This window comes from Microbacterium sp. AK009, from assembly GCF_013410955.1.
Classification (GTDB): domain Bacteria; phylum Actinomycetota; class Actinomycetes; order Actinomycetales; family Microbacteriaceae; genus Microbacterium.
Genome location: NZ_JACCCG010000005.1, coordinates 252,754 through 275,998, shown reverse-complemented (window position 1 = coordinate 275,998; position 23,245 = coordinate 252,754). Strand labels below are relative to the sequence as shown.

Here is a 23,245-nt window from a genome sequence, read left to right as displayed (position 1 = left end):
CTGAGCGGCGCGCCGTGACGGTCAGCCCCGCAGGAGCTGTCGGGCGGCCAGGCCGATGATCGCGCTGTACGTCGGGTAGGCGAACTTCACGCCCGCAAGGGTGGCCACGTCGATGCCGGCTGCCATCGCCGTCGTCACCGACTGGATCACCTCGACCGCGTTCTCCCCGACGGCGTGTGCGCCGAGGATCAGCTCGCGCCGGTTGTCGGCGATCAGCTTGAGGAAGCCGACGGTGCGGTCGTCGATGACCGCGCGCTCCAGGTCGGAGTAACGTGCGACCGCCACGATGCAGCGCTCATCGCGTTGGCGAGCCTGATCCTCGGTGAGACCCACCCCGGCGTAGTCGGGGTCGGTGAATCCTCCCGCGGGGAGCAGATGATGCGGGGTGCGGCGGTTCACTCCGAGAACCGCATTCTCCGCTGCCGCCTCGCCCTCGAAGTGCGCCGCCTGCACGAGCATGTCGCGACCGGTGGCATCACCCACGGCGAGGATGTGCGGGACCGCCGAGCGGAAGTAGGCGTCGACGGGGATCGCGGAGCGCTCGACCTCGATGCCCGCATGCTCCAGGCCCAGGTCTTCGACGTCGGCCGGCCAGCCGGTGGCCATGACGACGACGTCGAAGCGGTCGGAGCGCGGGATCTCGTCCGACCCGTCGCGCTCGCGCCACCGGAGGACGATCCCACCGGCATCCTCCTCGAGCGCGTCGACACCGGCGATTCCGGTGCGCACCGACATTCCGTGGCCCTCGAACGACGAGGCGATCGCGGCCGACACGTCGGCGTCGGAGGCCATGAGCACGCGTGGTGCGACATCAAGCACGGTCACCTGTGCCCCGAAGGATTCGAAGACGGTCGCCAGCTGCGCCCCGGTGTTCCCGGCGCCGATGATCGCCACACGCTGCGGCAGGGTCGGCAGCGACAGCACGTGTTCGGGCACGGTCGCCAGTTCCGCGCCCGGAACCGGAAGCCGGCGGGAGTGCCCGCCGACGGCCACGATGACCGATGAAGCACGGATGCGCCGACCGGAGTCGAGCGCGAGGGTGTGGGGGTCGACGAAGCGAGCGCGCCCCTCCTGTATGAGGTCGATCCTCGCCGCCGTGAACCTCGCCGCCTCGTCCTTCACCGCCCGCACGCGGTCGACCCGGTCGCGGACACGGGCGACGGTGGCAGGCCAATCGAGGGCCTCGGGGTGGGTCACGACGCCGTACTCCCGCGCCGCGCCCGCCTCGCGCATCAACCGGGCGGCCTTGGCGAGCACGCGGGTGGGGACGCAGCCGGTGTTCACGCACGTGCCCCCGAGGCGTTCGGAGGCCTCGAGGACGACCACTCTCGCGCCGAGTTCCGCGGCCCGGAGCGCGGCAGCCGTGCCCGCGGGCCCGGCTCCGATGACGGCGAGGTCGTATGAGGCGGTGTCGGGGGTCACGCTGTCAGTGTCGCATCCGATGACCCCCGCTGGATCCGCCGGCGGTCGATCCGGTCGTGAGTCCGGGCCCGCGATCAGGCGCCGAAGAGGCGCTGCAGGCGCTGCACGCCTTCCAGGAGCGCGTCATCGCCGAGGGCGTACGACAGGCGGAGGTATCCGCTGCGTCCGAACGCCTCTCCCGGAACCACCGCCACCTCGGCCTTGTCGAGGATGAGGTCGGCGAGCTCCAAAGTGGTGGTCGGCGTCGCACCGGCCCACTCGCGGCCGAGCAGCCCCTGCACGTCGGGGTAGACGTAGAAGGCGCCGAGCGGGTTGGGGACGGTGACGCCGGGGATCTTCGCCAGCTCGGTCACGATCACGCGGCGACGGCGGTTGAAGGCGCTCCGCATCTTCTCGGCGTCGACCTGGGGTCCCGTGAGCGCGGCGAGCGCGGCGCGCTGGGCGACGTTGTTGACGTTGCTCGACAGGTGCGACTGCAGGTTCGCGGCGAGTTTGATCGCATCGGTCGGGCCGACCATCCAGCCCACCCGCCATCCGGTCATGGCGTAGGTCTTGGCGACGCCGTTGACGAGGATGGCCTGGCCCGCGACATCCGGCACCGCCTCGACGATCGAGGTGGCCCGCGCGCCGTCGTAGACCAGGTTCTGGTAGATCTCGTCGGAGATCACCCAGATGCCGTGCTCGAGGGCCCATTCGCCGATCGCGCGGGTCTCATCGGCGGAGTACACCGCGCCGGTGGGGTTGGAGGGCGAGACGAAGACGAGCACGGTCGTCCGCTCGGTGCGGGCCGCTTCGAGCTGTTCGACGGTGACCTTGTACTCCTGGTCGGCCCCGGCGAAGACCTCGACCGGCACGCCGTCGGCGAGGCGGATCGCCTCGGGATAGGTCGTCCAGTAGGGCGCGGGGAGCAGCACCTCGTCGCCGGGGTTCACCACGGCCTGGAACGCCTGGTACACCGCCTGCTTGCCGCCGTTGGTGACGATGATCTGCGACGGCTCGACATCCCACCCGGAGTCGCGGAGGGTCTTGGCGGCGATCGCCTCGCGCAGCACCGGCAGACCCGCGGCGGGGGTGTAGCGGTAGTTCGCGGGGTCGCCCAGCGCCTCGGCGGCTGCGTCGACGATGAAGGCGGGCGTGGCGAAGTCGGGCTCGCCTGCGGCATAAGAGATGACCGGCCGGCCGGCCGCCTGCAGCGCCTTGGCCTTCGCATCCACCTTGAGCGTGGCCGATTCGGCGATCGCGGACAGTTTGCGGGAGAGGGGAGCGCGGGAAGTCACGGGGCCAGCGTAGTCGCCCGGGCGTGTCCGCCGAGAGCCCCGTGCCGCCTCCTACGGATCGGAGTTCGACAGCGGTGCGGGCTGGGGATCGCTCCTCCGGCCCGCACCGCGTCCGCGTCAACCGAATTGGTTCATCGTGTTGTGGGCGCCGCCGGCCTTCAGGGCGGCATCCCCGGCGAAGTACTCCTTGTGGTTGTCGCCGATGTCGCTTCCCGCCATGTTCTGATGCTTCACCGTCGCGATCCCCTCGCGGATCTCGCGGCGCTGCACGCCCCGGACGTAGGCGAGCATCCCTTCGTCGCCGAAGTACCCCTTGGCGAGGTCATCCGTCGACAGGGCCGCGGTGTGGTAGGTCGGCAGGGTGATCAGGTGATGGAAGATCCCCGCGCGTGCCGAGCCGTCCTTCTGGAAGGATCGGATCTTCTCGTCCGCGAGGCGACCGAGCTCGGTGTCGTCGTAGTCGGGGCTCATCAGCTCGGCCCGGTCGTACGCGGAGACATCGGCACCCTGCTGCGACAGCAGGTCGTAGGCCTGCTGTCGGAAGTTCAGCGTCCAGTTGAACGAGGGGCTGTTGTTGTAGACGAGCTTCGCGTTCGGGATCTCCTTGCGGATCTCGTCCATCATTCCGGCGATCTGCTCCACGTGCGGCTTCTCGGTCTCGATCCAGAGCAGGTCGGCGCCGTTGCGGAGCGCGGTGACGCAGTCCAGGACGCAGCGCTCCTCGCCCGTCCCCGGACGGAACTGGTACAGGTTGCTCGGCAGCCGCTTGGGGCGCACCAGCCGGCCGTCGCGCGTGAGGACGACATCGCCCGTGCCCAGATCGGATGCCGAGATCTCCTCGACATCGAGGAACGCGTTGTACTGGTCGCCCAGGTCGCCCGGGGCCTGGCTGACGGCGAGCTTCTGGGTGAGTCCCGCTCCGAGCGAGTCGGTGCGGGCGACGATCACGCCGTTGTCGATGCCGAGCTCGAGGAACGCGTAGCGGACCGCGTTGAGCTTCGCGATGAAGTCGTCGTGCGGGACCGTGACCTTGCCGTCCTGGTGGCCGCACTGCTTCTCATCGGAGACCTGGTTCTCGATCTGGATGGCGCACGCGCCCGCCTCGATCATCTTCTTGGCGAGCAGGTACGTCGCCTCGGGGTTGCCGAAGCCGGCGTCGATGTCGGCGATGATCGGCACGACGTGGGTCTCGTACGTGTCGATCTGCGACTGGATGAACTCCGCCGCGGTCTCGTCTCCCGCCGCGCGGGCCGCGTCGAGCTTCGTGAAGAGCAGGTCGAGCTCCCGGGCATCCGCCTGGCGGAGGAACGTGTAAAGCTCCTCGATCAGTGCGGGGACCGCGGTCTTCTCGTGCATCGACTGATCAGGCAAGGGTCCGAACTCCGAGCGGAGGGCTGCGACCATCCAGCCCGACAGGTAGAGGTAGCGCTTGTTCGTGGACTTCAGGTGCTTCTTGATCGAGATGAGCTTCTGCTGCCCGATGAAGCCGTGCCAGACGCCGAGCGACTGCGTGTAGACGGACGAGTCGGCGTCATACTCCGCCATGTCGCGGCGCATGATGTCGGCGGTGTACCGGGCGATCTCGAGACCCGTGCGGAAGCGGTTCTGCGCCCGCATCCGCGCGACGGCCTCGGGGTCGATCGCGTCCCAGCTCGCGCCGTTCTGCTGCTTCAGAGCCTGCACGGCGGTGATGTCGTCCTGGTAGTGGGTCATATCATGTCCTTCGTCGGATGGTGTGGAAAAGGGGTCAGTCGGTTTCGACCAGGAACTTCGCGTACGCGGTCAGGGTGAGGAACGTCGGGAACTCCTCGCGCAGCGCCACTTCGCGGAACACCTCGGCGGCGTCTTCGAAACGGTCGCCCTCGCGGCGGTCGGCCTCGGCGAGCACGCGTGCGATCAGGCCCTCGATGTACTCGCGGGTGATCAGGGTGCCGTCCTCGGTCGCCCGGTCCTGGTGGATCCACTGCCACACCTGAGACCGCGAGATCTCCGCGGTCGCGGCATCCTCCATCAGGTTGTCGATGGCCACCGCGCCGAGGCCCCGGAGCCACGCCTCGATGTAGCGGATCGCGACCGAGACGTTCGCGTGCACGCCCGCGGCGGTCACCGGCCGACCGATGTGCACGTCGAGGAGATCGGATGCCGTCACCTCCACGTCCTCGCGCTGCCGGTGGACCTGGTTCGGACGGTCGCCGAGCACCGCGTCGAACTCCGCCATCGCCGTCGGGATCAGGTCGGGGTGGGCGACCCACGTCCCGTCGAAGCCGTCGCCGGCCTCGCGCCTCTTGTCGGCGGCGACCTTCTCGAACGCGCGAGCGGTCACCTCGGGGTCGCGGCGGTTCGGGATGAACGCGCTCATGCCGCCGATCGCGAAGGCGCCGCGCTTGTGGCACGTCTTCACCAGCAGCTCGGTGTAGGCCCGCATGAACGGCACGGTCATCGTGACCTCGCTGCGGTCGGGGAGCACGAACCGGGCCCCGCGCCCACGGTAGTTCTTGATGATCGAGAAGATGTAGTCCCAACGTCCGGCGTTCAGTCCCGCGCAGTGGTCGCGCAGCTCGAAGAGGATCTCCTCCATCTCGAACGCCGCCGGCAGCGTCTCGATCAGCACGGTCGCGCGGATCGTGCCATGCGGGATGCCGATGTAGCGCTCGCTGAACGTGAACACGTCGTCCCAGAGCCTGGCCTCTTCGCTGGACTCCAGCTTCGCGATGTAGAAGTAGGGCCCACGGCCGTTCGCGATGAGCTGCTCGGCGTTGTGGAAGAAGTACAGCCCGAAGTCCACGAGCGAGCCGGATGCCGCCATCTCGCGACCGGCGCGGTCGGTGAACCGCAGGTGGGCTTCGCTCAGGTGCCAGCCCCGCGGGCGCATCACAATCGTGGGCGTCCGCTCTGCGGTGACCTCGTAGGTCTTGCCCGCGTCGTTCGTGAAGGTCAGCTCCCCGCGGATCGCGTCGCGCAGCGACAGCTGTCCCTCGATGACGTTCTTCCACGTGGGGCTGGTGGCGTCCTCCTGGTCGGCCAGCCACACCCGCGCGCCGGAGTTCAGCGCGTTGATCGTCATCTTCGGATCGGTGGGTCCGGTGATCTCCACCCGGCGGTCCTCCAGGCCCGGGCCCGCCCCGGCGACCCGCCACTCGGCGTCTTCGCGGATGTGCGCGGTGTCGTCGCGGAACCGCGGGTCGTGGCCGTTGCCGATCTCGAAGCGCCGCCGCATCCGATCCGCGAGGCGGTCGTGCCGGCGTCCGCCGAAGCGCTGGTGGAGCTCGCCGACGAAGGCCAGGGCCTCGGGCGTGAGGATCTCGTCGTAGCGGGGGCCCATCCGGCCGAGGACCTGGACGGCCGGCGCCGGCGCCGTGGTGGGGGCGGTCAGTGTGGCGGTTGCAGGTGTCATGTCCGTGTCCTCCTGTGAGCGGATCCGCGGTGGTGGTGCCGCGGTGTGACTCCACTGTGGGGTGAAGATCCACCTGGAACCCGACGAATCCGGGTGTGAACTTTCCTCGATCTTCGACATTCGTGACAGAATCCCGTCATGTCGATCGCACGGAGCCGGGATGTCGGGGCGGACGCCCCCGACGATGAAGAGGTGGACTCCCTCACCATCGGCCGCCGCATCCGTCAGTTGCGGACCGAACGCGGCATGACGCTGGACGACCTCGCCGCCGCCGTCGAGCGCGTGCCCAGCCAGCTCTCGATGATCGAGAACGGCCGGCGCGAGCCGAAGCTGACGCTGCTGCGCCAGATCGCCCGCGCCCTCGGGACGAGCCTGGACGCGCTCCTCGAGTCCGAACCCCTCGACGAGCGCGCGACGATGGAGATCGCCCTCGAGCGCGCGATGAAAGGGCAGACGTTCCAGGCGCTGGGCATCACGCCTTTCCGCATCGGCAAGACCGTCCCCGACGACGCCCTCCGCGCGATGCTCGCGCTGCAGGGCGAGATCGAGAGGCTGCGCGATGAGCGGGCCGCCACCCCCGAGGAGGCCCGACGTGCCAACGTCGCGCTCCGCCGTCTCATGCGCACGCAGAACAACCACTTTCCGGATCTGGAGAAGCAGGCGCTGGCGATCCTCACCGCGGTCGGACACCCCGGGGGCCCGCTCACCCAGCGGACGGCATCCGACATCGCTGCGCACCTCGGGTTCACGCTGCACTACGTGCCGGATCTGCCGCAGACCACCCGCAGCGTCGCCGACATCAAGAACGGCCGCCTCTACCTGTCGAGCAGGCTGGCGTCGAAGGGTGATCCGCGGACGGCGGTGCTGCAAGCCCTCTCCAGTCGGATCCTCGGCCACACCGAACCCACGAGCTACGCGGAGTTCCTCCGCCAGCGGGTCGAGACGAACTACCTCACCGGCGCCCTCCTGATCCCCGAGGACCACGCCGTGCCGTTCCTCCTCGAGGCCAAGGGGCGTCGGGCGGTGTCGATCGAGGACCTCCGCGACGCATACTCGGTGTCGTACGAGACCGCCGCGCACCGGTTCACGAATCTCGCGACCGTGCACCTCGGCATCCCGGTGCACTTCCTGAAGGTGCACGAGTCGGGCACGATCACGAAGGCTTACGAGAACGACGACGTGAACTTCCCGACCGATCGGCTGGGCTCGATCGAGGGGCAGATGTGCTGCCGGAAGTGGACCTCACGCGTCGTCTTCGACGAGGACGACCACTTCAACCCCTACTACCAGTACACCGACACCGGCAACGGGACGTACTGGTGCACCGCTCGCGTCGAGCTTTCCAGCGAGGGCGCGCATTCGGTGTCGGTGGGGGTGCGCTTCGACGACACCAAATGGTTCCTCGGCCGCGACACTCCGCACCGCGGGGTGTCGAAGCACTCGGTGGAGGTGTGCTGCCGCCGGGCGCCGGCGGATCTCGAGGCGTCGTGGCGCGAGTACGCGTGGCCGAACGTCCGCACCCCGCGGACGCTGCTGGCCACCCTCCCCACGGGCGCCTTCCCGGGGGTGGACACCACCGACGTCTACGAGTTCCTCGAGGCCCACGCCCCCGCATCCGGTTCCTGAACCGTGACCCGCGACCCGTCGATCATTGCTGCCCGGATGCGGCGGGAACAGCCGTTTCTGACGGATCGCGGCGAGGGGCGGACGCGGGTGAGGGGCAGGGAGGAGAGAGGTCAGGAGGATGCCGCGAAGGCGGCCCAGAGCTCCGCGCGCACCGCGAAGGACGACAGGTCGCGGCCGAGCACCCGCTCGGCCAGGGCCAGCCGGGTGCGCACCGTGTGGCGGTGCACCCCGAGGGCGCGCGCGCACGCCTCGTGCGAGCAGTCCTGCTCGAGCCAGGTCCGCAGCGTCGCGATGAGCGCGGTGGCGTGCTCGGCGTCGTGGGTCGCGAGCGGCGCCAGTTCGCGATCGGCGACCGCCCGCGCTTCGCCCGAGAGCGCGGTGAGGGCGGCGATCACGCCCGAACGGGCCACCTCGGCGAAGTGGGTGACGGGTCCGCCGCCGCGCTCGGCCGCGCGGTCCCGCGCGATGCGGGCCTGCTCGACGGCAGTCGCGAAGCCGTCGTAGCCGGCGGCGTCGGAGACGCCGATCCGCGCGTCGAACCTGTCGACGAGCTCGTCGAGCACGTCGGGCGCCAGAGCCGAGACGACCACCGCGAGTCCGTCGCCGCTCCGCCCGAAGAACACCGCACCACGCCGCTCCTCGGCGCGGAGCTCGAGGAATTCGGCGACACTGTCGATGCGCGCGGTCGCGGCATCCGTCATCGCCACCACCACCGGCGCGGCCGGGAGCGACCCCCACAGGTCGCGGGAGATCCGCCGCGCGAGAGCGGGATCGCCCGACAGGAGCGACTGCACGAGCCCGGCCCGGAGGGTGCCGCGAGCGCGGGCGAGCCCCTGCTGCTGTTCGAGGGCGAGGCCGGCCATCGCGATCACCGCGGTCACCACCCCCCGGCCCTCCTGGTCGAGGTCGCCGGCGGCGATGGCGATGACACCGCGCAGGTGCCCGCCCCGTCCGAGGGTCTGCAGGGTGAAGGGCAGACCCCCCAGCCGCATCGACGACCCGGCGCGCGCGCCGCGGCGCAGCACCGCGCCGATCTCGCCGTGCAGCGCCTCGGCGGTCGGCTCGTCCAGGCCCCCCGCGGGGTGCTCGCGGGAGAGTTCGCCGGCGGCGTCGTAGAGCCCGACCCAGGTGCCGAGCTGCTTGGCGAGCTCCGCCACCGTCGCTCCGAGCCCGTCAGGGCGCAGAGCCGCCATCGAGATGGCGCGCTGCGCCGCGAGCGCCCATGACCGGCGGGCGTAGCCGACGGCGGCGATGGCCTCGGCGTTGGCGCGGGCGACGGCGATGAAGGGCGTGCGGTAGGGCACCTCGAACAGCGGCATGCGGTGACGCCGGCACGCCTCGACGAGCGTGGGGGGGATGCCGGCGCGCACGACCTCCGTGCCGAAGCCGATTCCCACCACGCCGCGCTCCGACAGGCGCCGCACGTAGGCGTCGGCGACGGAGGCCTCGTCGGCGGACGACAGGAACTGCGTGCCGGTGGTCAGCAGCACCAGGCCCTCGGAGAGGAACGGCGTCGGATCCAGCAGATCGGTGCTGTGGACCCACCGCACAGGGCGCGACAGAGCGTCGCCCTCGGCGGTGTCTTCGGCGCGCAGGTGGAGGTCGGCGCGGGCGAGGAGGGAAGCGAGGGTGGGGGGCGCAGCGGCCTGGGCCGATGTCGTCATCGTGTCTCCTCGAGAGGGGAACGGTCCGCGCCGCTCCACTGTACGGATGGTACAGCTCCAGGCGCAGAATGTACGCCGAGGCCGGTGCGCCGGCGGCATCCCGAACCCTACGCTCCCGGCATGACCGCTGCCACCCTCACCGCGCCCCCGCTCGGCGGACCGACTCTTCCGCAGGAGCGCCGACTCGTCACCGCCATCCCGGGCCCCCGTTCGCAGGAGCTCCTCGCCCGGAAGGCCGCAGCCGTCAGCGCCGGTGTCGGGCACACCGTGCCGGTCGAAGCCGTCGCCGCCGGCGGCGGGGTGGTCGTCGACGCCGATGGCAACTCCTTCATCGACCTCGGATCGGGCATCGCCGTCACCACGGTCGGCAACGCCCACCCCCGCATCGTCGAGGCCGTGCAGGCCCAGGTCGCGCAGTTCACCCACACCTGCTTCATGATCTCGCCGTACGAGTCGTACGTCGCCGTCGCCGAGGCGCTGAACCGCGTCACCCCCGGCGACCACGCCAAGAAGAGCGCGCTGTTCAACTCCGGAGCCGAGGCGGTCGAGAACGCCGTCAAGATCGCCCGTAAGTACACCGGAAAGCCGGCCGTCGTCGCCTTCGACCACGGCTACCACGGGCGCACGAATCTCACCATGGCGCTCACCGCCAAGGCGATGCCGTACAAGAGCGGCTTCGGGCCGTTCGCCTCGGAGATCTACCGGGCGCCGCTGTCGTACCCGTTCCGGGACGGACTGAGCGGAGCGGATGCCGCGGCGCGGGCCATCTCGGTCATCGAGAAGCAGGTGGGGGCCGACAACCTCGCCGCCGTGATCATCGAGCCCATCCAGGGGGAGGGCGGGTTCATCGTCCCCGCCGACGGCTTCCTTCCGGCCCTCGTGGAGTGGTGCCGTGCGAACGGCGTGGTCTTCATCGCCGATGAGGTGCAGACCGGATTCGCCCGCACCGGCGCGATGTTCGCCAGCGACGTCTTCGGCATCGTGCCCGATCTCATCACGACGGCCAAGGGGATGGCCGGCGGCCTGCCGCTCGCCGCGGTCACCGGGCGTGCGGAGATCATGGACGCCTCACACCTCGGCGGGCTGGGCGGCACCTACGGCGGCAACCCCATCGCCTGCGCGGCGGCGCTCGCCGCGATCGAGGCCTTCGAGACCGAGGGCCTCATCGAGCGGGCCCGCGAGATCGGCGGGATCCTCACCGAGCGCCTCCGGGCCATCCAGGCCGCCGACCCCCGGCTGGGGGAGGTGCGCGGGCGCGGCGCCATGGTCGCCGTCGAATTCGTCGATCCCGCCACCGGAGCGCCCGACGCGGCCCTCACCGCCGCGGTCGCGAAAGCCTGCATCGCCGACGGCGTGATCGTGCTCACCTGCGGGACGTTCGGCAACGTCATCCGGTTCCTTCCTCCGCTGGCGATCGGTGACGCGCTGCTGAACGAGGGCCTCGATGTGCTCGCCGGCGTGCTCGACGAATCCCGCACCGACAGCGAGCCGGTGCTCGTCGGCGACGACGCCCCCACCCCCACGACAGACTGACCCCGAAACCCGGTGCCGCGGCGCCGGATGGTCTGCTCGAACCCGATGCAAAGGAGCACCATGACAGATCGCACCACCGACGTGCTGACCCGCGACGTCGTCGTCGTCGGCGCGGGGGCGGCGGGCCTCACCGCCGCGAACGAGCTGCGCAAGGCCGGCCTGTCGGTCGCCGTCCTCGAGGCGCGTGACCGGGTCGGCGGGCGCCTGCACACCGATGTCATCGACGGCGCGATGCTCGAAGTGGGCGGCCAGTGGGTCTCGCCCGACCAGGAAGCCCTGATCGAGACGCTCGAGGACCTGGGGCTGGAGACCTACTCCCGCTACCGCGAGGGCGACTCGGTGTACATCAACGCCGACGGCGTGCTCACGCGATTCACCGGCGAGATCTTCCCTGTGCCCGAGGCGACCGAGAAGGTTTTGGTCGAGCTCATCGACCGACTCGACCGGATGGTCGCCGAGCTCGACCCCGACCGGCCGTGGGAGCATCCTGACGCGGAGGCGCTCGATCAGATCTCGTTCGAGGCGTGGCTGGCGGAGCAGACCGACGACGTCGAGGCCCGCGACAACATCGCGCTCTTCATCGCGGGGGCGATGCTCACCAAGCCCCCGCATGCCTTCTCGACCCTGCAGGCGCTGCTGATGGCGGCCTCGGCGGGGAGCTTCTCGCACCTGGTCGACGCCGACTTCATCCTCGACAAGCGCGTCGTCGGCGGTCTGCAGCAGGTGCCGCTCCTCCTCGCCGAGCGGCTCGGGGGCGACGTCTTCCTCGACCAGCCGGTGCGCCGCATCGAGTGGAGCGACGGGGGAGTGACGGTGGAGGCCGACCGCATGACGGTGCGGGCCCGCTTCGTCATCCTGGCCCTGGCCCCGGTGCTGTACCCGCGCATCTCGTTCTCGCCTCCGCTGCCCCGGCTCCAGCATCAGATGCACCAGCACATCTCGATGGGTTTCGTGATCAAAGTCCACGCCGTCTACGAGCGGCCGTTCTGGCGCGACCACGGGCTCTCGGGGACGGCGTTCAGCCCCTACGAGCTCTCGCACGAGGCCTACGACAACACCAATCACGGCGACGAGCGCGGCACCCTCGTCGGGTTCGTCTCGGACCGCCACGCCGACGACGTCTTCCGGCTGTCGGCCGAGGAGCGCAAGGAGCGCATCCTTGAGTCGCTGTCGCATTACTACGGGCCCGAGGCGAAGAATCCGGTGGTCTACTACGAGAGCGACTGGGGGACCGAGGAGTGGACGCGCGGTGCCTACGCCGCGAGCTTCGATCTCGGCGGCCTGTCCCGCTACGGAGCGGATCAGCGCGAACCGGTCGGACCGATCCACTTCGCCTGCAGCGACATGGCGGGGCTCGGCTACCAGCACGTCGACGGCGCCATCCGCATGGGCCGGCTCGTCGCGGGGAACATCGTCGAGGCGGCGCGCGCATGAGCGGCCGCATCGTTGTCGGCTACACCGCCACGGATGCCGGAGCGGACGCCGTCGCCCTGGGCGCGCGTCTGGCGAAGGCGACCGGCGCGAAGCTCGATCTCGTCGTCGTGCTCCCCGGCGACGACCGCAGCGTCATCACGCCGCCCAACGCCAGCTATGACCGCTACCTGCGGGAGCAGGCCACGACGTGGCTGGAGGAAGCGTCCGCCGGCATCCCCGCGGAGGTTGAGCACGTCGGTCACGTCCGCTACAGCGACTCGTTCGCGGAGGGCCTGATCGCCGCCGCCGACGAGTTCGGAGCGTCGCACATCGTCGTCGGCGCGGCCAACGGCGGACTGCGCGGTCGGCATCGCCTCGGCACGGTCGCCACCGAGCTGCTGCACTCCTCCGACGTGCCGGTCGTGCTCGCTCCCGAGGGATCGCGTCGTCAGGACCCCGGCCTCGGCCTCACCCGCATCACGGCAGCGATCGGTACTCGTCCGGGCGCCGATGCGCTCATGGAGGAGAGCATCGCGCTCGCCGCGTCGACCGGGGCGGAGCTGCGGCTGCTGTCGCTCGTCTCGGTCGACCTGCCGGCGAGTGTCGACACGGGTGTCATCCGCCTGGCGGGCGCCGCTCACGCCGACGACGTGCTCCGCACGGCGCTCGCATCCCTTCCCGAAGGCATCACGGCCGATGTGATCGTCGCGCGGGGCGAGAGCATCGAGGACGCCGTCTCGCACCTCAGCTGGGAGCCGGGTGAGCTCGCGATCGTCGGATCGAGCCGCCTTGCGCAACCCCGGCGTCTGTTCCTCGGCTCGACTGCGGCGAAGATGCTGCACGAGCTTCCTGTCCCGATGGTCGTCGTGCCCCGAACGCGCGTCCACGAAAGCATGAACGGAGAGCGGCGATGAGCGCTGCACAGACCGGGCCGCGAAGCGGCGGCCCGACGATCGCCCCCACCAGCGGGGAGCCGCTGACCGGCGGGCTGTCCAAGAAGGGCCTGAGCGCGGGCACCGTCGGCCTCATCGGCGCCGTCGTCATCGGCATCTCGTGCATCGCGCCGGCCTATACGCTCACCGCGGCGCTCGGCCCGACGGTGTCGGAGGTCGGCTTCCAGGTGCCGGCGATCATCCTGCTCGGGTTCATCCCGATGCTGCTGGTCGCCTTCGGCTACCGCGAGCTGAACCGCACCATGCCCGACTCGGGGACATCGTTCACGTGGGCCGTGCGGGCGTTCGGGCCGTGGGTGGGCTGGATGGCGGGCTGGGGCCTGGTCGCCGCGACGATCCTGGTGCTGTCGAACCTCGCCGGCATCGCGGTGGAGTTCCTGTTCCTGCTCATCGATCAGATCGTGGGGAGCCCCGGAACGATCGCCGAGCTCGCCTTCAATCCGTTCATCAACGTCACGGTGTGCCTGCTGTTCATGCTGGGCGCGACCTTCATCTCGTACCGCGACATGCAGACCACGCAGAAGCTGCAGTACGTGCTGGTGAGCTTCCAGGTGCTGGTCCTGCTCGTCTTCTCGATCACCGCCTTCGTGCACGTGGCGAACGGCACCGCCTTCGACGCGAGCCCCGTCGAGGCCTCCTGGTTCAACCCGCTGGCCGTCACGCCGGCGATCGCCATCGTGGCGGGGCTGTCGCTGTCGATCTTCATCTTCTGGGGGTGGGATGTCACCCTGACGATGAACGAGGAGACCCGCAACCCCGAGAAGACGCCCGGGCGCGCGGCGACGGTCACGGTGGTCACGATCGTCACGCTGTACCTCCTCATCTCGATCGCCCTCCTCGCCTTCGCGGGCACGGGCGAGGAGGGGTTGGGCCTCGGGAACCCCGACATCCAGGCGAACGTGTTCTTCTACCTCTCCGGGCCCATCCTGGGGCCGCTGGCGTTCCTCGTCTCGCTCGCGGTGCTCACGAGCTCGGCGTCGTCGCTGCAATCCACGTTCGTCGGCCCCGCCCGCACGCTCCTGGCGATGGGGCACTACGGCGCCCTCCCGCCGGCTTTTGCGCGCGTCTCGCCGCGGTTCTTCACTCCCGGGTACGCCACCATCGTCTCGGCGGTCGTGGCTTCGGTGTTCTACGCGGTGATGCGCTTCATCAACGAGAACGTGCTGTGGGACACCATCACGACACTCGGCATGATGATCTGCTTCTACTACGGCATCACCGCGTTCGCGTGCGTGTGGTACTTCCGCCGGCAGTGGTTCGACTCCGTGCGCAGCTTCGTGTTCACGCTGCTGTTCCCCCTGGTGGGCGGTGCGATCCTGGCTGCGCTCTTCGTCATCACGCTGGTGGAGAGCCTGGACCCCGACTACGGCAGCGGCACCGAGTGGTTCGGGGTCGGGAGCGTGTTCGTGCTCGGCGTCGTCATCATCGGCCTCGGTATCGTCATCATGATCTGGCAGGCGATCAGGCGCCCGGCGTTCTTCCGGGGTGAGACGCTCAGCCTCGACGCGCCGCAAAGCCTCCGGCGTCGCTGAGACCTCGACGCCGACACGACCTGAACGACAAGAAAGGCACGAAACCGATGAGTGACTATGCCGTCATCAACCCCGCGACGGGGGAGACCCTCGCCACCTATCCGACGATCAGCGACGACGAGCTCGCGGCGGCGATCGATCGGGCCGACATCGCCTATCGCTCGTGGCGCCACCTGCCGGTCTCGGAGCGCGCGGCGCTGCTCCGCCGGGTCGCCGATCTGCACCGGGAGCGTCGCGACGAACTGGCGGCCATCATCGTGCGCGAGATGGGTAAGCCCCTTGTCGCGGCGCTCGGCGAGGTGGACTTCGCCGCCGACATCACCGAGTACTACGCCAACGTGGCCGAGCGGGTGACCGCCGACCAGCCGCTGGAGATCGAAGGCGAGGGTACCGCCGTCATCCGCCGGACGCCGCTCGGTGTGCTGCTGGGCATCATGCCGTGGAACTTCCCCTACTACCAGGTCGCCCGCTTCGCGGCGCCGAACCTGATCCTCGGCAACACCATCCTGCTCAAGCATGCGCCGCAGTGTCCCGAGTCCGCCGCCGCGCTGGAAGCGATGTACCGCGACGCGGGACTCCCCGTCGGCGCATACACGAACATCTATGCCACGAACGATCAGGCCGCGGCCGTCATCGCCGATCCCCGCGTGCAGGGCGTCTCGGTCACGGGGTCGGAACGGGCGGGTGCGGCGGTCGCCGAGGTCGCCGGGCGCCACCTGAAGAAGGTGGCACTCGAGCTCGGCGGGTCCGACCCCTTCATCCTCCTGTCCACGGATGATCTCGACGCCAGCGTGCAGGCGGCGGTCGACGCACGCCTGGACAACAACGGCCAGTCCTGCAACGCCGCAAAGCGCTTCATCGTCATCGACGAGCTGTACGAGCCGTTCCTCGAGAAATTCGCGGCAGCGATGGGTGGGGCCAAGGTGGGCGATCCGCTGGCCGAGGACACCGTCCTCGGTCCGCTCTCCTCCGAGACGGCGGCCGAGCGACTGCAGAAGCAGATCGACGACGCCGTCTCGCAGGGAGCGCGGCTCGTGACCGGTGGGTCACGTGACGGCGCGTTCTTCCCGGGCACCGTGCTCACCGACGTCACTCCCGAGATGGATGTCTACGGCGAGGAGCTCTTCGGTCCGGCGGGCGTCGTCTACCGGGCGAAGGACGAGGCGGAGGCGATCCGCATCGCCAACGACACCGGGTTCGGGCTGGGATCGTACGTCTTCACCACCGATCCCGACCAGGCTCAGCGCGTGGCAGACCAGATCGATGCCGGCATGGTCTACGTCAACGTGGTGCTCGCCGATTCGCCCGAGCTCCCCTTCGGCGGGGTGAAGCGCTCGGGCACCGGGCGCGAGCTGGGTCTCATCGGCGCCGACGAGTTCGTCAACAAGAAGCTGATCCGGGTCGCCGGCTGAGCGCATCGGGGGCGGCGCGGCGTCGCGCCGCACCGCCCCCGATATCGATGCTGCCGTCAGGCGGCGAGAACCACGTCGGCGCTGGCCGCGTCGATCTGCAACGCCGCACCCACGTCGGCGTTGGTGAGCATCCCGTCGTGCGTGCTGAGACCGGCCTTCAGCGCCGGATCGGCGCGCAGCGCGTCCTGCCATCCGCGGTCTGCCAGGCGGAGGACATACGGGGCGGTGGCGTTGGTGAGCGCGCGCGTGGATGTCTCCGGAACCGCGCCGGGCATGTTCGCGACGCAGTAGTACAGGCTCTCGTGCACCGCGAACGTCGGCTCGTCGTGGGTGGTAGGCCGCGAGCCTTCGAAGCAACCGCCCTGGTCGATGGCGATGTCCACGAGTACCGAACCGGGCTTCATCGCAGCCACCATCTCGTCGGTGACGAGCTTGGGTGCGGCGGCCCCCGGGATCAGCACCGAGCCGATGACGAGGTCGGCGTCGACGAGCTGGTCGGCGATCTCGAGGGGCGAGGAGTGGCGGGTCTGGATGAGGCCGCCGAAGCTCTCCTCCAGCGCGCGCAGACGCGGCAGTGAGATGTCGATGATCGTGACATCCGCCCCGAATCCCACGGCATTGCGCGCCGCGTTCTCGCCCGCGACACCGCCGCCGATCACCACCACCTTGCCCTTGCGGGTGCCGGCGATGCCCCCGAGGAGCGTGCCGCGGCCCCCGGCGGGACGCATCAGGTGCGTCGCACCGACCTGGATCGACAGCCTTCCTGCGACCTCGCTCATAGGGGTGAGCAGAGGGAGCGACCGGTCAGCCAGTTGCACCGTCTCGTACGCGATCGAGGTGACCCCGCTCGACAGCAGCGCGTCGGTGCATGCGCGGGAGGCGGCGAGGTGGAGGAAGGTGAGAAGCACCTGCCCACGTCGCATCCGGTCGTACTCGGCGGCGATCGGCTCCTTGACCTTGAGGATCAGTTCGCCCTGCTCCCAGACGTCGTCCGCGGTCGCGACGATCCGCGCCCCCGCGGCGGAGAAGTCCGCGTCGGAGATGCGCGAACCCTCACCGGCGCCCGCCTGGATGACGACGTCGTGGCCGCGGCGCCGCAGCTGGTCCACGATCGCGGGCGTCGCTGCCACGCGATCTTCGTTGTTCTTGATTTCTGCTGGGATACCGACTTGCATCACAGCTCCTTTCGCAGTTCACGAATAGTGTTGGAGAAAAGTCGCCGAAAAGGCAGAGCCGCCGTTGAAAATTCGGCAATCAATACTGGTTGGCGCGCTCGCGTCGAAGATGGAGGACTCGGATGGCACCTGAGCCGAACGATCCACAACGTGTTCCGCTGGACGAGCTCGATCGCCGGATCATCGACGCGGTCACGGCGGACGGCAGGATCACCAACGCGGCGCTGGCGGAGCGGGTCGGTGTCGCGCCGTCCACCGCTCACACGCGCCTTCGCGGGCTCATCGACCGCGGCGTGATCTCGTCCTTCACCGCAAGCGTCGCGCAGGCCAGGCTCGGGGTGGCGCTGCAGGCTCTGGTCGGGGTCACGCTCCGCCCGGGTGCCCGCCAGGCGAGCATCACCGATTTCGCCGAACATACCCGGTCGCTCGCGGAGGTCGTGCAGGTGTTCTTCCTCGGTGGCGCGGATGACTTCATCGTCCACGTGGCCGTCACCGACTCCTCGGCGCTGCGCCGGTTCGTCGTCGAGCAGATCTCAGGTCACGACCGCGTGGCCTCGACGCGGACGAACATCATCTTCGACTATCACCGCAATGCGGTCGTGGACTCCTTCCGCTGAGCTTCGCCGCGGGCGGACTGGAGCCTGCGTCGCGAGTCACTCAGAGGCTCGCCGGCGGACATCCGGGACCTCCTCGGTCTGTCGCCGGCGGGTGCCACGCGACACAATGGTGGCATGCACGACGGCGACGACGCGGTGACCCCCCTCGACGACGACCAGTGCTGGGAGCGCCTTCGCACCCATCGGCTGGGACGCCTGGTCACCCGAGTGAGAGATGTGATGGACATCTTCCCGGTGAACTACATCGTCGACGACCGCACGATCCTCTTCCGCACCGCAGAGGGCAGCAAGCTGTTCGAGCTCACCGTCAATGACGAGGTCCTCTTCGAAGTAGACGACTACACCGCAAGCGACGCCTGGAGCGTGGTCGTGCGCGGACGCGCCCAGCGCCTGGACACCTCCGCCGAGGTCGAACGCGCAGACGGTCTGGGGCTTACGCCCTGGATCCCCACGCTGAAGTACGTGTACGTCCGGATCGTGCCGCATGCGGTCTCGGGGCGCGCCTTCCCGCGCGGCCCGGAGCCGGACCGATACGGCGTCGCCTCGTACTGAGTGATTCGCGGCGTCCGCGGGCATGGCGTAGACTGGGGGATGCAGTTGAAGTCTGCATTCTTTCGCCGTGCCCGCCGGTCGGGACCTCCTTCCTTTCAGGCAGGGGCAGAAGTCTGCAGGCATCCCGGGGTCGCCAGACCCTTAGGGCGGTAGCTCAATTGGCAGAGCAGCGGTCTCCAAAACCGCAGGTTGCAGGTTCGATTCCTGTCCGCCCTGCGCGTCAGCGTCTGCTGGCACGAGGAAACAATCAGGTGGGTGGCATGCTCCAGGACGAGCCGAAGAACGAGGTGGTCGCGCGCAGCGATTCACCCCGAGAGAAGAAGCCCAACTTCTTCGCGCGCATCGTCCTGTTCATCCGACAGGTCTTCGCCGAGCTCCGCAAGGTCGTCACGCCGACGCGGCAGGAGCTGATGAAGTTCACCGCCGTGGTGCTCGGTTTCGTCCTGGTGATGATGGCGATCGTGTACGGACTGGACGTGCTGTTCGTCTGGATCGCGCAGTACGTCTTCGGGATCCCGGGCGCCTGATCCGACAACGCGCCCACCGGGTTTCGTCCGGTGGCGGCGCGCGACGCGTCGAGCCGGATCCCCCGAGCACGACAGAGGAAGAGAACACAAGTGTCTGAAAGATATGTCGACGACGCCGACTGGGCGCCCGCGGCGGAGCAGTCCTCCGAGGAGGACGAGGCCCAGGAGGGCAACATCCTCGAGTTCGAGGAGCGTGCGAACACCCCCGCCGAGCACAGCGCCATCCACATCGTCGACGACGAAGACGACGTCGAGGACGACACCGAAGAGCTCGACGACATCGAGATCCAGGATCCGGAGGCAGACGCCATCGTGAACGACGCCCTGAACATCGACGAGACCGCAGAGGCCGAGGCTGCAGCGGAGGTCCTCACCGACTCCGTCGCCGAGGAGATCGCGGAGCTCGAGGCCGAGGCCGCCGACGAGGTCACCCCCTACGACGGGCCGGATGTCAACGGCGAGGACGACCGCGAGGACGCCGCCGACGACGAGGAACTCGATCCGTTCGAAGCCTTCCGCGCCGAGCTGCGGTCGCTTCCGGGCAAGTGGTACGTCATCCACTCCTACGCCGGGTTCGAGCGCAAGGTGAAGGCGAACATCGAGCAGCGCAAGTCCACGCTCGAGGTCGAGGACGAGATCTACCAGGTCGAGGTCCCGATGGAAGACGTCGTGGAGATCAAGAACGGCCAGCGCAAGATGGTCACCCGCGTGCGGATCCCCGGCTACGTGCTGGTGCGCATGGACCTCAATGAAGACACCTGGTCGGTCGTGCGTCACACCCCGGGTGTCACCGGGTTCGTCGGCAACGCGCACAACCCCACGCCCCTCCGCTTCGAAGAGGCCTTCACCATGCTCAAGAGCCTGGTCGAGGTCAAGGAGGTCGCCCCCGCCAAGGGTGCGGCCAAGGGTGCCCCCGCTGCGGCGCGCAGCATCCCCGCCGAGGTCGACTTCGAGGTCGGCGAGACCATCACGATCAAGGAGGGTTCGTTCGCGGGCCTTCCCGGCACCATCAGCGAGATCAAGCCCGAGAGCGGCAAGCTCACGGTCCTCGTCTCGCTGTTCGAGCGCGAAACCCCCGTCGAGCTGTCGTTCGACCAGGTCACCAAACTGTAAAGACTTCCCGGCCGCAGGCCGGGGGAACCGCTGCCCGGAGACGCCGGGTGTGCGGGAGAGGGATGCCGCCCGGCAGCCCTCGAGGAAAGGAAGAGGAAATGGCACCGAAGAAGAAGGTGACCGGCCTGATCAAGCTCCAGATCAACGCCGGCGCCGCCAACCCGGCACCGCCGATCGGCCCCGCGCTCGGTCAGCACGGTGTGAACATCATGGAGTTCTGCAAGGCGTACAACGCCGCGACCGAGTCGCAGCGCGGCAACGTCATCCCCGTCGAGATCACCGTCTACGAGGACCGCAGCTTCACCTTCGTCCTGAAGACGCCGCCGGCCGCCGAGCTGATCAAGAAGGCTGCGGGCGTGCAGAAGGGTTCGCAGACGCCGCACACGGCCAAGGTGGGCAAGCTCACCAAGGACCAGGTGCGTCAGATCGCCGAGACGAAGATGCCCGACCTGAACGCGAACGACATCGAGGCCGCCTCGCTGATCATCGCCGGCACCGCCCGTTCCATGGGCATCACGGTCGAGGACTGAGGGGAAGAATAACCATGGCACAGAAGTCCAAGGCCTATCAGGCCGCCGCCGCGAAGATCGCGGCCGACACGTTCTACTCGCCCACCGAAGCCGTGGCGCTGGCCAAGGAGACGGGTTCGGCGAAGTTCGACTCGACCGTCGAGGTCGCGCTGAAGCTCTCGGTCGACCCCCGTAAGGCCGACCAGATGGTGCGCGGCACCGTCATCCTGCCCCACGGCACCGGCAAGACCGCTCGGGTCATCGTCTTCGCCACCGGGCCCGCGGCCGAGGCCGCCATCGCGGCCGGTGCCGACGAGGTCGGCGGCGCCGAGCTCATCGAGAAGGTCGCGGGCGGCTACACCGCCTTCGACGCCGCCGTCGCCACCCCTGAGCTCATGGGCCAGGTCGGTCGCCTGGGCAAGGTGCTGGGCCCCCGTGGCCTCATGCCCAACCCCAAGACCGGCACGGTGACCCCGAACCCCGCCAAGGCGGTCGAGGACATCAAGGGCGGAAAGATCGAGTTCCGCGTCGACAAGCACGCCAACGTGCACTTCGTCGTCGGCAAAGCGTCTTTCAGCGCCGAGCAGCTGGACGAGAACCTCAAGGTCGCCCTCGAGGAGATCATCCGTCTGAAGCCCTCGAGCTCGAAGGGCCGCTACATCCAGAAGGGTGCCGTGTCGACCACGTTCGGCCCCGGCATCCCGCTGGACGTCAACTCGCTGGCCTGATCGCCGACGCACACGAAGGGCTCCGCCGAAAGGCGGGGCCCTTCGCCGTTTCCGCCCCTGCCGGCACCCACTAGCGTCGACGTATGCGCGCCGCCCTTTCCGAGCTCCTGGGCATCGACGCCCCCATCCTGCTCGGTCCCTTCGGAGGACTGTCGTCCGTGGAGCTCACGGCCACCGTCAGCAACGCCGGCGGCCTGGGCTCCTACGGTCTGTACGGCTACGAACCCGATCGCATCAGCGACACCATCGCCGCCCTCCGGTCCGCGACGTCCCGCCCTTTCGCGGTCAACCTGTGGCTGCCCACGGGGGATGAGATCCACCCCGCAGACGTTGATCTCACGGCGGCGACCGCGGCGGCAGCGCCGCTCTTCGCCGAGCTGGGTCTCGACCTCCCTACGCCCCCGGTCGAGTTCCTGCCCGACATCGACGGCCAGCTGACAGCCGTGCTCGATGCCGCGCCGGCCGTTCTCAGCGTCGTCTTCGGCGTCCCCTCGGCACACCTCGTCGAGGCGGCGCACAGCCGCGGGATCCGTCTGATCGGAACCGCGACGACCGTCGCAGAAGCCCAGGCGCTGGAAGCCGCGGGTGTGGACGCGGTGGTCGCGAGCGGCGCCGAGGCCGGCGGTCACCGGGTGTCGTTCCTCCAGGCGGCCGCGCTGTCTCTGGTCGGGACGTTCGCGCTCGTGCCGCAGATCGTCGACGCTGTGGCGATCCCCGTCATCGCGGCGGGAGGGATCGCCGACCGCAGGGGTGTCGCAGCCGCCTTCGCCCTCGGGGCATCGGGGGTGCAGGTCGGCACCGCGTTCCTGCGCACCCGGCAGTCGGCTGCCTCCGAGGCCCATCGCGAGGAGATCGGCCGCGCACGCGATACCACGACGACCCTCACCCGGGCGATGAGCGGACGATGGGCCAGGGGGATCCCCAATCACGCCTCCCGCGTCCTCGAGGCCGGAGCGGCGATCGCGCCCTTCCCCGCGCAGAACTGGCTGACAGGGCGCTTCCGAGCCGAGGCGGCCCGGCGGGGAGACGCGCGATTCGCCTCGCTGTGGGCGGGTCAGGCCGCCGGTCTCACCCGGCATGCGGACGCCGTCGACGTCTTCGCCGAGCTCCTGACCGGGCTGCCGGCCTCAGTGAGGCAGGACGAGTGACACCCCGAGCGCGATCATGACGACCGCGATGACGGCGTCGAGGATCCGCCACGATCGGGCACTCGAGAGCCATCGACCGAGATAGCGCGCCCCGAACGCGAGGCCGAAGAACCAGATGACACTGGCCGCCATGGCCCCGGTGGCGAAGACCCATCGCGCGTCGCCGTGGGTGTTGGCGACCGAGCCCAGCAGGAAGACCGTGTCGAGGTAGACGTGGGGGTTGAGCCAGGTCAGGGCGAGGGTGGTGAGGATGACGGGAAGGAGCCGTGTGCGCGAGGCGGTCGCCACGCCTCCGGCGCCAGCGCTCCGCCCCGTGGCATCCTTCTCCTCCCGCACCGTGAGTGCCCTTCCGCTCGGGCGCCAGGCGCGGCGGGCGGCGAGCACCCCGTAGCCGATGAGAAAAGCCGCTCCCGTCCATCGGATGGCCGAGACCAGCCACGGCACAGCCTGGAGCACCAGGCCGATCCCCGACACGCCGACCGCGATGAGGACGGCGTCCGACAGCGCGCACAGTGCCGCGACGATGATGACGTGCTCACGCCGCAGCCCCTGCCGGAGAACGAAGAGATTCTGTGCGCCGATGGCGATGATGAGCGAGAAGCCCAGGCCGAGCCCGGCGAACAGGGGAAGAGTCACGCGTGGCACGTTAC

General features: G+C 69.4%; 20 protein-coding genes and 1 tRNA gene. 14 read left to right on the top strand and 7 right to left on the bottom strand.

Annotated elements, in window-relative coordinates:
• Positions 1 to 21 precede the first annotated feature (21 nt).
• The 4 genes from HDC37_RS12800 to aceB form a co-directional block, all read right to left on the bottom strand.
• Positions 22 to 1,422 (bottom strand): NAD(P)/FAD-dependent oxidoreductase, encoded by a 1,401-nt coding sequence (locus tag HDC37_RS12800; RefSeq protein WP_308472207.1) that lies wholly within the window; start codon positions 1,420 to 1,422, stop codon positions 22 to 24.
• Positions 1,423 to 1,496: 74 nt separating this feature from the next.
• Positions 1,497 to 2,699, bottom strand: a complete 1,203-nt coding sequence (locus tag HDC37_RS12795) for a pyridoxal phosphate-dependent aminotransferase (protein ID WP_179560772.1) — start codon at positions 2,697 to 2,699, stop codon at positions 1,497 to 1,499.
• Positions 2,700 to 2,816: 117 nt separating this feature from the next.
• Positions 2,817 to 4,412, bottom strand: coding sequence for an isocitrate lyase (locus HDC37_RS12790; protein WP_179560771.1), 1,596 nt, complete (start codon positions 4,410 to 4,412; stop codon positions 2,817 to 2,819).
• A gap of 34 nt (positions 4,413 to 4,446) precedes the next feature.
• On the bottom strand, positions 4,447 to 6,093 hold the full coding sequence (gene aceB / locus HDC37_RS12785) for a malate synthase A (RefSeq protein ID WP_179560770.1): 1,647 nt from the start codon (positions 6,091 to 6,093) through the stop codon (positions 4,447 to 4,449).
• Positions 6,094 to 6,231: 138 nt separating this feature from the next.
• On the opposite strand from aceB, the gene HDC37_RS12780 reads away from it, so the two are divergent.
• Positions 6,232 to 7,719, top strand: a complete 1,488-nt coding sequence (locus HDC37_RS12780) for a helix-turn-helix transcriptional regulator (RefSeq protein WP_179560769.1) — start codon at positions 6,232 to 6,234, stop codon at positions 7,717 to 7,719.
• A 110-nt stretch (positions 7,720 to 7,829) separates the two neighbouring features.
• On the opposite strand, the gene HDC37_RS12775 is transcribed toward HDC37_RS12780, so the two are convergent.
• On the bottom strand, positions 7,830 to 9,383 hold the full coding sequence (locus HDC37_RS12775) for a PucR family transcriptional regulator (protein WP_179560768.1): 1,554 nt from the start codon (positions 9,381 to 9,383) through the stop codon (positions 7,830 to 7,832).
• Between the two features lie 120 nt (positions 9,384 to 9,503).
• Between HDC37_RS12775 and gabT the strand changes: the two genes are divergently transcribed.
• Genes gabT through HDC37_RS12750 form a run of 5 tightly spaced genes read left to right on the top strand, consistent with a single transcriptional unit; the run spans position 9,504 to position 16,226 of the window.
• A complete protein-coding gene (gene gabT, locus HDC37_RS12770) occupies positions 9,504 to 10,916 on the top strand; it encodes a 4-aminobutyrate--2-oxoglutarate transaminase (protein ID WP_179560767.1) in 1,413 nt (470 codons plus the stop codon).
• 60 nt (positions 10,917 to 10,976) lie between these two features.
• On the top strand, positions 10,977 to 12,350 hold the full coding sequence (locus tag HDC37_RS12765) for an NAD(P)/FAD-dependent oxidoreductase (RefSeq protein ID WP_179560766.1): 1,374 nt from the start codon (positions 10,977 to 10,979) through the stop codon (positions 12,348 to 12,350).
• Positions 12,347 to 13,243: a universal stress protein gene (locus HDC37_RS12760; RefSeq protein WP_179560765.1), complete on the top strand. Its 897-nt coding sequence runs from the start codon at positions 12,347 to 12,349 to the stop codon at positions 13,241 to 13,243. The genes HDC37_RS12765 and HDC37_RS12760 overlap by 4 nt, the downstream gene beginning before the upstream one ends.
• Entirely contained in the window at positions 13,240 to 14,814 is a 1,575-nt protein-coding gene (locus HDC37_RS12755) for an APC family permease (protein WP_179560764.1), read from the top strand. The genes HDC37_RS12760 and HDC37_RS12755 overlap by 4 nt, the downstream gene beginning before the upstream one ends.
• A 47-nt stretch (positions 14,815 to 14,861) precedes the next feature.
• Complete coding sequence (locus HDC37_RS12750) at positions 14,862 to 16,226, top strand: NAD-dependent succinate-semialdehyde dehydrogenase (protein WP_179560763.1); 1,365 nt, start codon at positions 14,862 to 14,864, stop codon at positions 16,224 to 16,226.
• A 56-nt stretch (positions 16,227 to 16,282) separates the two neighbouring features.
• On the opposite strand, the gene ald is transcribed toward HDC37_RS12750, so the two are convergent.
• Positions 16,283 to 17,401: an alanine dehydrogenase gene (ald, locus tag HDC37_RS12745; RefSeq protein ID WP_179560762.1), complete on the bottom strand. Its 1,119-nt coding sequence runs from the start codon at positions 17,399 to 17,401 to the stop codon at positions 16,283 to 16,285.
• A gap of 122 nt (positions 17,402 to 17,523) precedes the next feature.
• On the opposite strand from ald, the gene HDC37_RS12740 reads away from it, so the two are divergent.
• From HDC37_RS12740 to HDC37_RS12705, 8 genes are all read left to right on the top strand, one after another.
• Positions 17,524 to 18,018 carry an Lrp/AsnC family transcriptional regulator gene (locus HDC37_RS12740; protein ID WP_179560761.1) on the top strand — a complete coding sequence of 165 codons (495 nt, stop codon included), beginning with the start codon at positions 17,524 to 17,526 and terminating at the stop codon, positions 18,016 to 18,018.
• A 114-nt stretch (positions 18,019 to 18,132) separates the two neighbouring features.
• Entirely contained in the window at positions 18,133 to 18,570 is a 438-nt protein-coding gene (locus HDC37_RS12735) for a pyridoxamine 5'-phosphate oxidase family protein (RefSeq protein ID WP_179560760.1), read from the top strand.
• A gap of 143 nt (positions 18,571 to 18,713) precedes the next feature.
• Positions 18,714 to 18,786, top strand: a tRNA-Trp gene (locus tag HDC37_RS12730).
• Positions 18,787 to 18,830: 44 nt separating this feature from the next.
• A complete protein-coding gene (gene secE / locus HDC37_RS12725) occupies positions 18,831 to 19,097 on the top strand; it encodes a preprotein translocase subunit SecE (RefSeq protein WP_179560759.1) in 267 nt (88 codons plus the stop codon).
• A gap of 90 nt (positions 19,098 to 19,187) precedes the next feature.
• Positions 19,188 to 20,210 (top strand): transcription termination/antitermination protein NusG, encoded by a 1,023-nt coding sequence (gene nusG / locus HDC37_RS12720; RefSeq protein ID WP_179560758.1) that lies wholly within the window; start codon positions 19,188 to 19,190, stop codon positions 20,208 to 20,210.
• A 98-nt stretch (positions 20,211 to 20,308) separates the two neighbouring features.
• Complete coding sequence (gene rplK, locus HDC37_RS12715) at positions 20,309 to 20,740, top strand: 50S ribosomal protein L11 (protein ID WP_124293953.1); 432 nt, start codon at positions 20,309 to 20,311, stop codon at positions 20,738 to 20,740.
• 14 nt (positions 20,741 to 20,754) lie between these two features.
• Positions 20,755 to 21,447, top strand: a complete 693-nt coding sequence (gene rplA / locus HDC37_RS12710) for a 50S ribosomal protein L1 (protein WP_124293952.1) — start codon at positions 20,755 to 20,757, stop codon at positions 21,445 to 21,447.
• 83 nt (positions 21,448 to 21,530) lie between these two features.
• Positions 21,531 to 22,595 carry a nitronate monooxygenase family protein gene (locus tag HDC37_RS12705; RefSeq protein WP_179560757.1) on the top strand — a complete coding sequence of 355 codons (1,065 nt, stop codon included), beginning with the start codon at positions 21,531 to 21,533 and terminating at the stop codon, positions 22,593 to 22,595.
• Here the strand turns inward: HDC37_RS12705 and HDC37_RS12700 are convergent.
• Positions 22,575 to 23,231 carry a LysE/ArgO family amino acid transporter gene (locus HDC37_RS12700; protein WP_179560756.1) on the bottom strand — a complete coding sequence of 219 codons (657 nt, stop codon included), beginning with the start codon at positions 23,229 to 23,231 and terminating at the stop codon, positions 22,575 to 22,577. The genes HDC37_RS12705 and HDC37_RS12700 overlap by 21 nt on opposite strands.
• Positions 23,232 to 23,245: the final 14 nt, after the last annotated feature.

What these genes read in the sequence shown, in the direction of transcription:
- HDC37_RS12750 (WP_179560763.1), top strand. Translation starts at nt 14,862, where the DNA reads ATGAGTGACTATGCCGTCATCAACCCCGCGACGGGGGAGACCCTCGCC.
- HDC37_RS12760 (WP_179560765.1), top strand. Translation starts at nt 12,347, where the DNA reads ATGAGCGGCCGCATCGTTGTCGGCTACACCGCCACGGATGCCGGAGCG.
- ald (WP_179560762.1), bottom strand. Translation starts at nt 17,401, where the DNA reads ATGCAAGTCGGTATCCCAGCAGAAATCAAGAACAACGAAGATCGCGTG.
- rplK (WP_124293953.1), top strand. Translation starts at nt 20,309, where the DNA reads ATGGCACCGAAGAAGAAGGTGACCGGCCTGATCAAGCTCCAGATCAAC.
- HDC37_RS12780 (WP_179560769.1), top strand. Translation starts at nt 6,232, where the DNA reads ATGTCGATCGCACGGAGCCGGGATGTCGGGGCGGACGCCCCCGACGAT.
- HDC37_RS12790 (WP_179560771.1), bottom strand. Translation starts at nt 4,412, where the DNA reads ATGACCCACTACCAGGACGACATCACCGCCGTGCAGGCTCTGAAGCAG.
- aceB (WP_179560770.1), bottom strand. Translation starts at nt 6,093, where the DNA reads ATGACACCTGCAACCGCCACACTGACCGCCCCCACCACGGCGCCGGCG.
- HDC37_RS12705 (WP_179560757.1), top strand. Translation starts at nt 21,531, where the DNA reads ATGCGCGCCGCCCTTTCCGAGCTCCTGGGCATCGACGCCCCCATCCTG.
- HDC37_RS12740 (WP_179560761.1), top strand. Translation starts at nt 17,524, where the DNA reads ATGGCACCTGAGCCGAACGATCCACAACGTGTTCCGCTGGACGAGCTC.
- gabT (WP_179560767.1), top strand. Translation starts at nt 9,504, where the DNA reads ATGACCGCTGCCACCCTCACCGCGCCCCCGCTCGGCGGACCGACTCTT.
- HDC37_RS12755 (WP_179560764.1), top strand. Translation starts at nt 13,240, where the DNA reads ATGAGCGCTGCACAGACCGGGCCGCGAAGCGGCGGCCCGACGATCGCC.
- HDC37_RS12765 (WP_179560766.1), top strand. Translation starts at nt 10,977, where the DNA reads ATGACAGATCGCACCACCGACGTGCTGACCCGCGACGTCGTCGTCGTC.
- HDC37_RS12735 (WP_179560760.1), top strand. Translation starts at nt 18,133, where the DNA reads ATGCACGACGGCGACGACGCGGTGACCCCCCTCGACGACGACCAGTGC.
- secE (WP_179560759.1), top strand. Translation starts at nt 18,831, where the DNA reads ATGCTCCAGGACGAGCCGAAGAACGAGGTGGTCGCGCGCAGCGATTCA.
- HDC37_RS12775 (WP_179560768.1), bottom strand. Translation starts at nt 9,383, where the DNA reads ATGACGACATCGGCCCAGGCCGCTGCGCCCCCCACCCTCGCTTCCCTC.
- rplA (WP_124293952.1), top strand. Translation starts at nt 20,755, where the DNA reads ATGGCACAGAAGTCCAAGGCCTATCAGGCCGCCGCCGCGAAGATCGCG.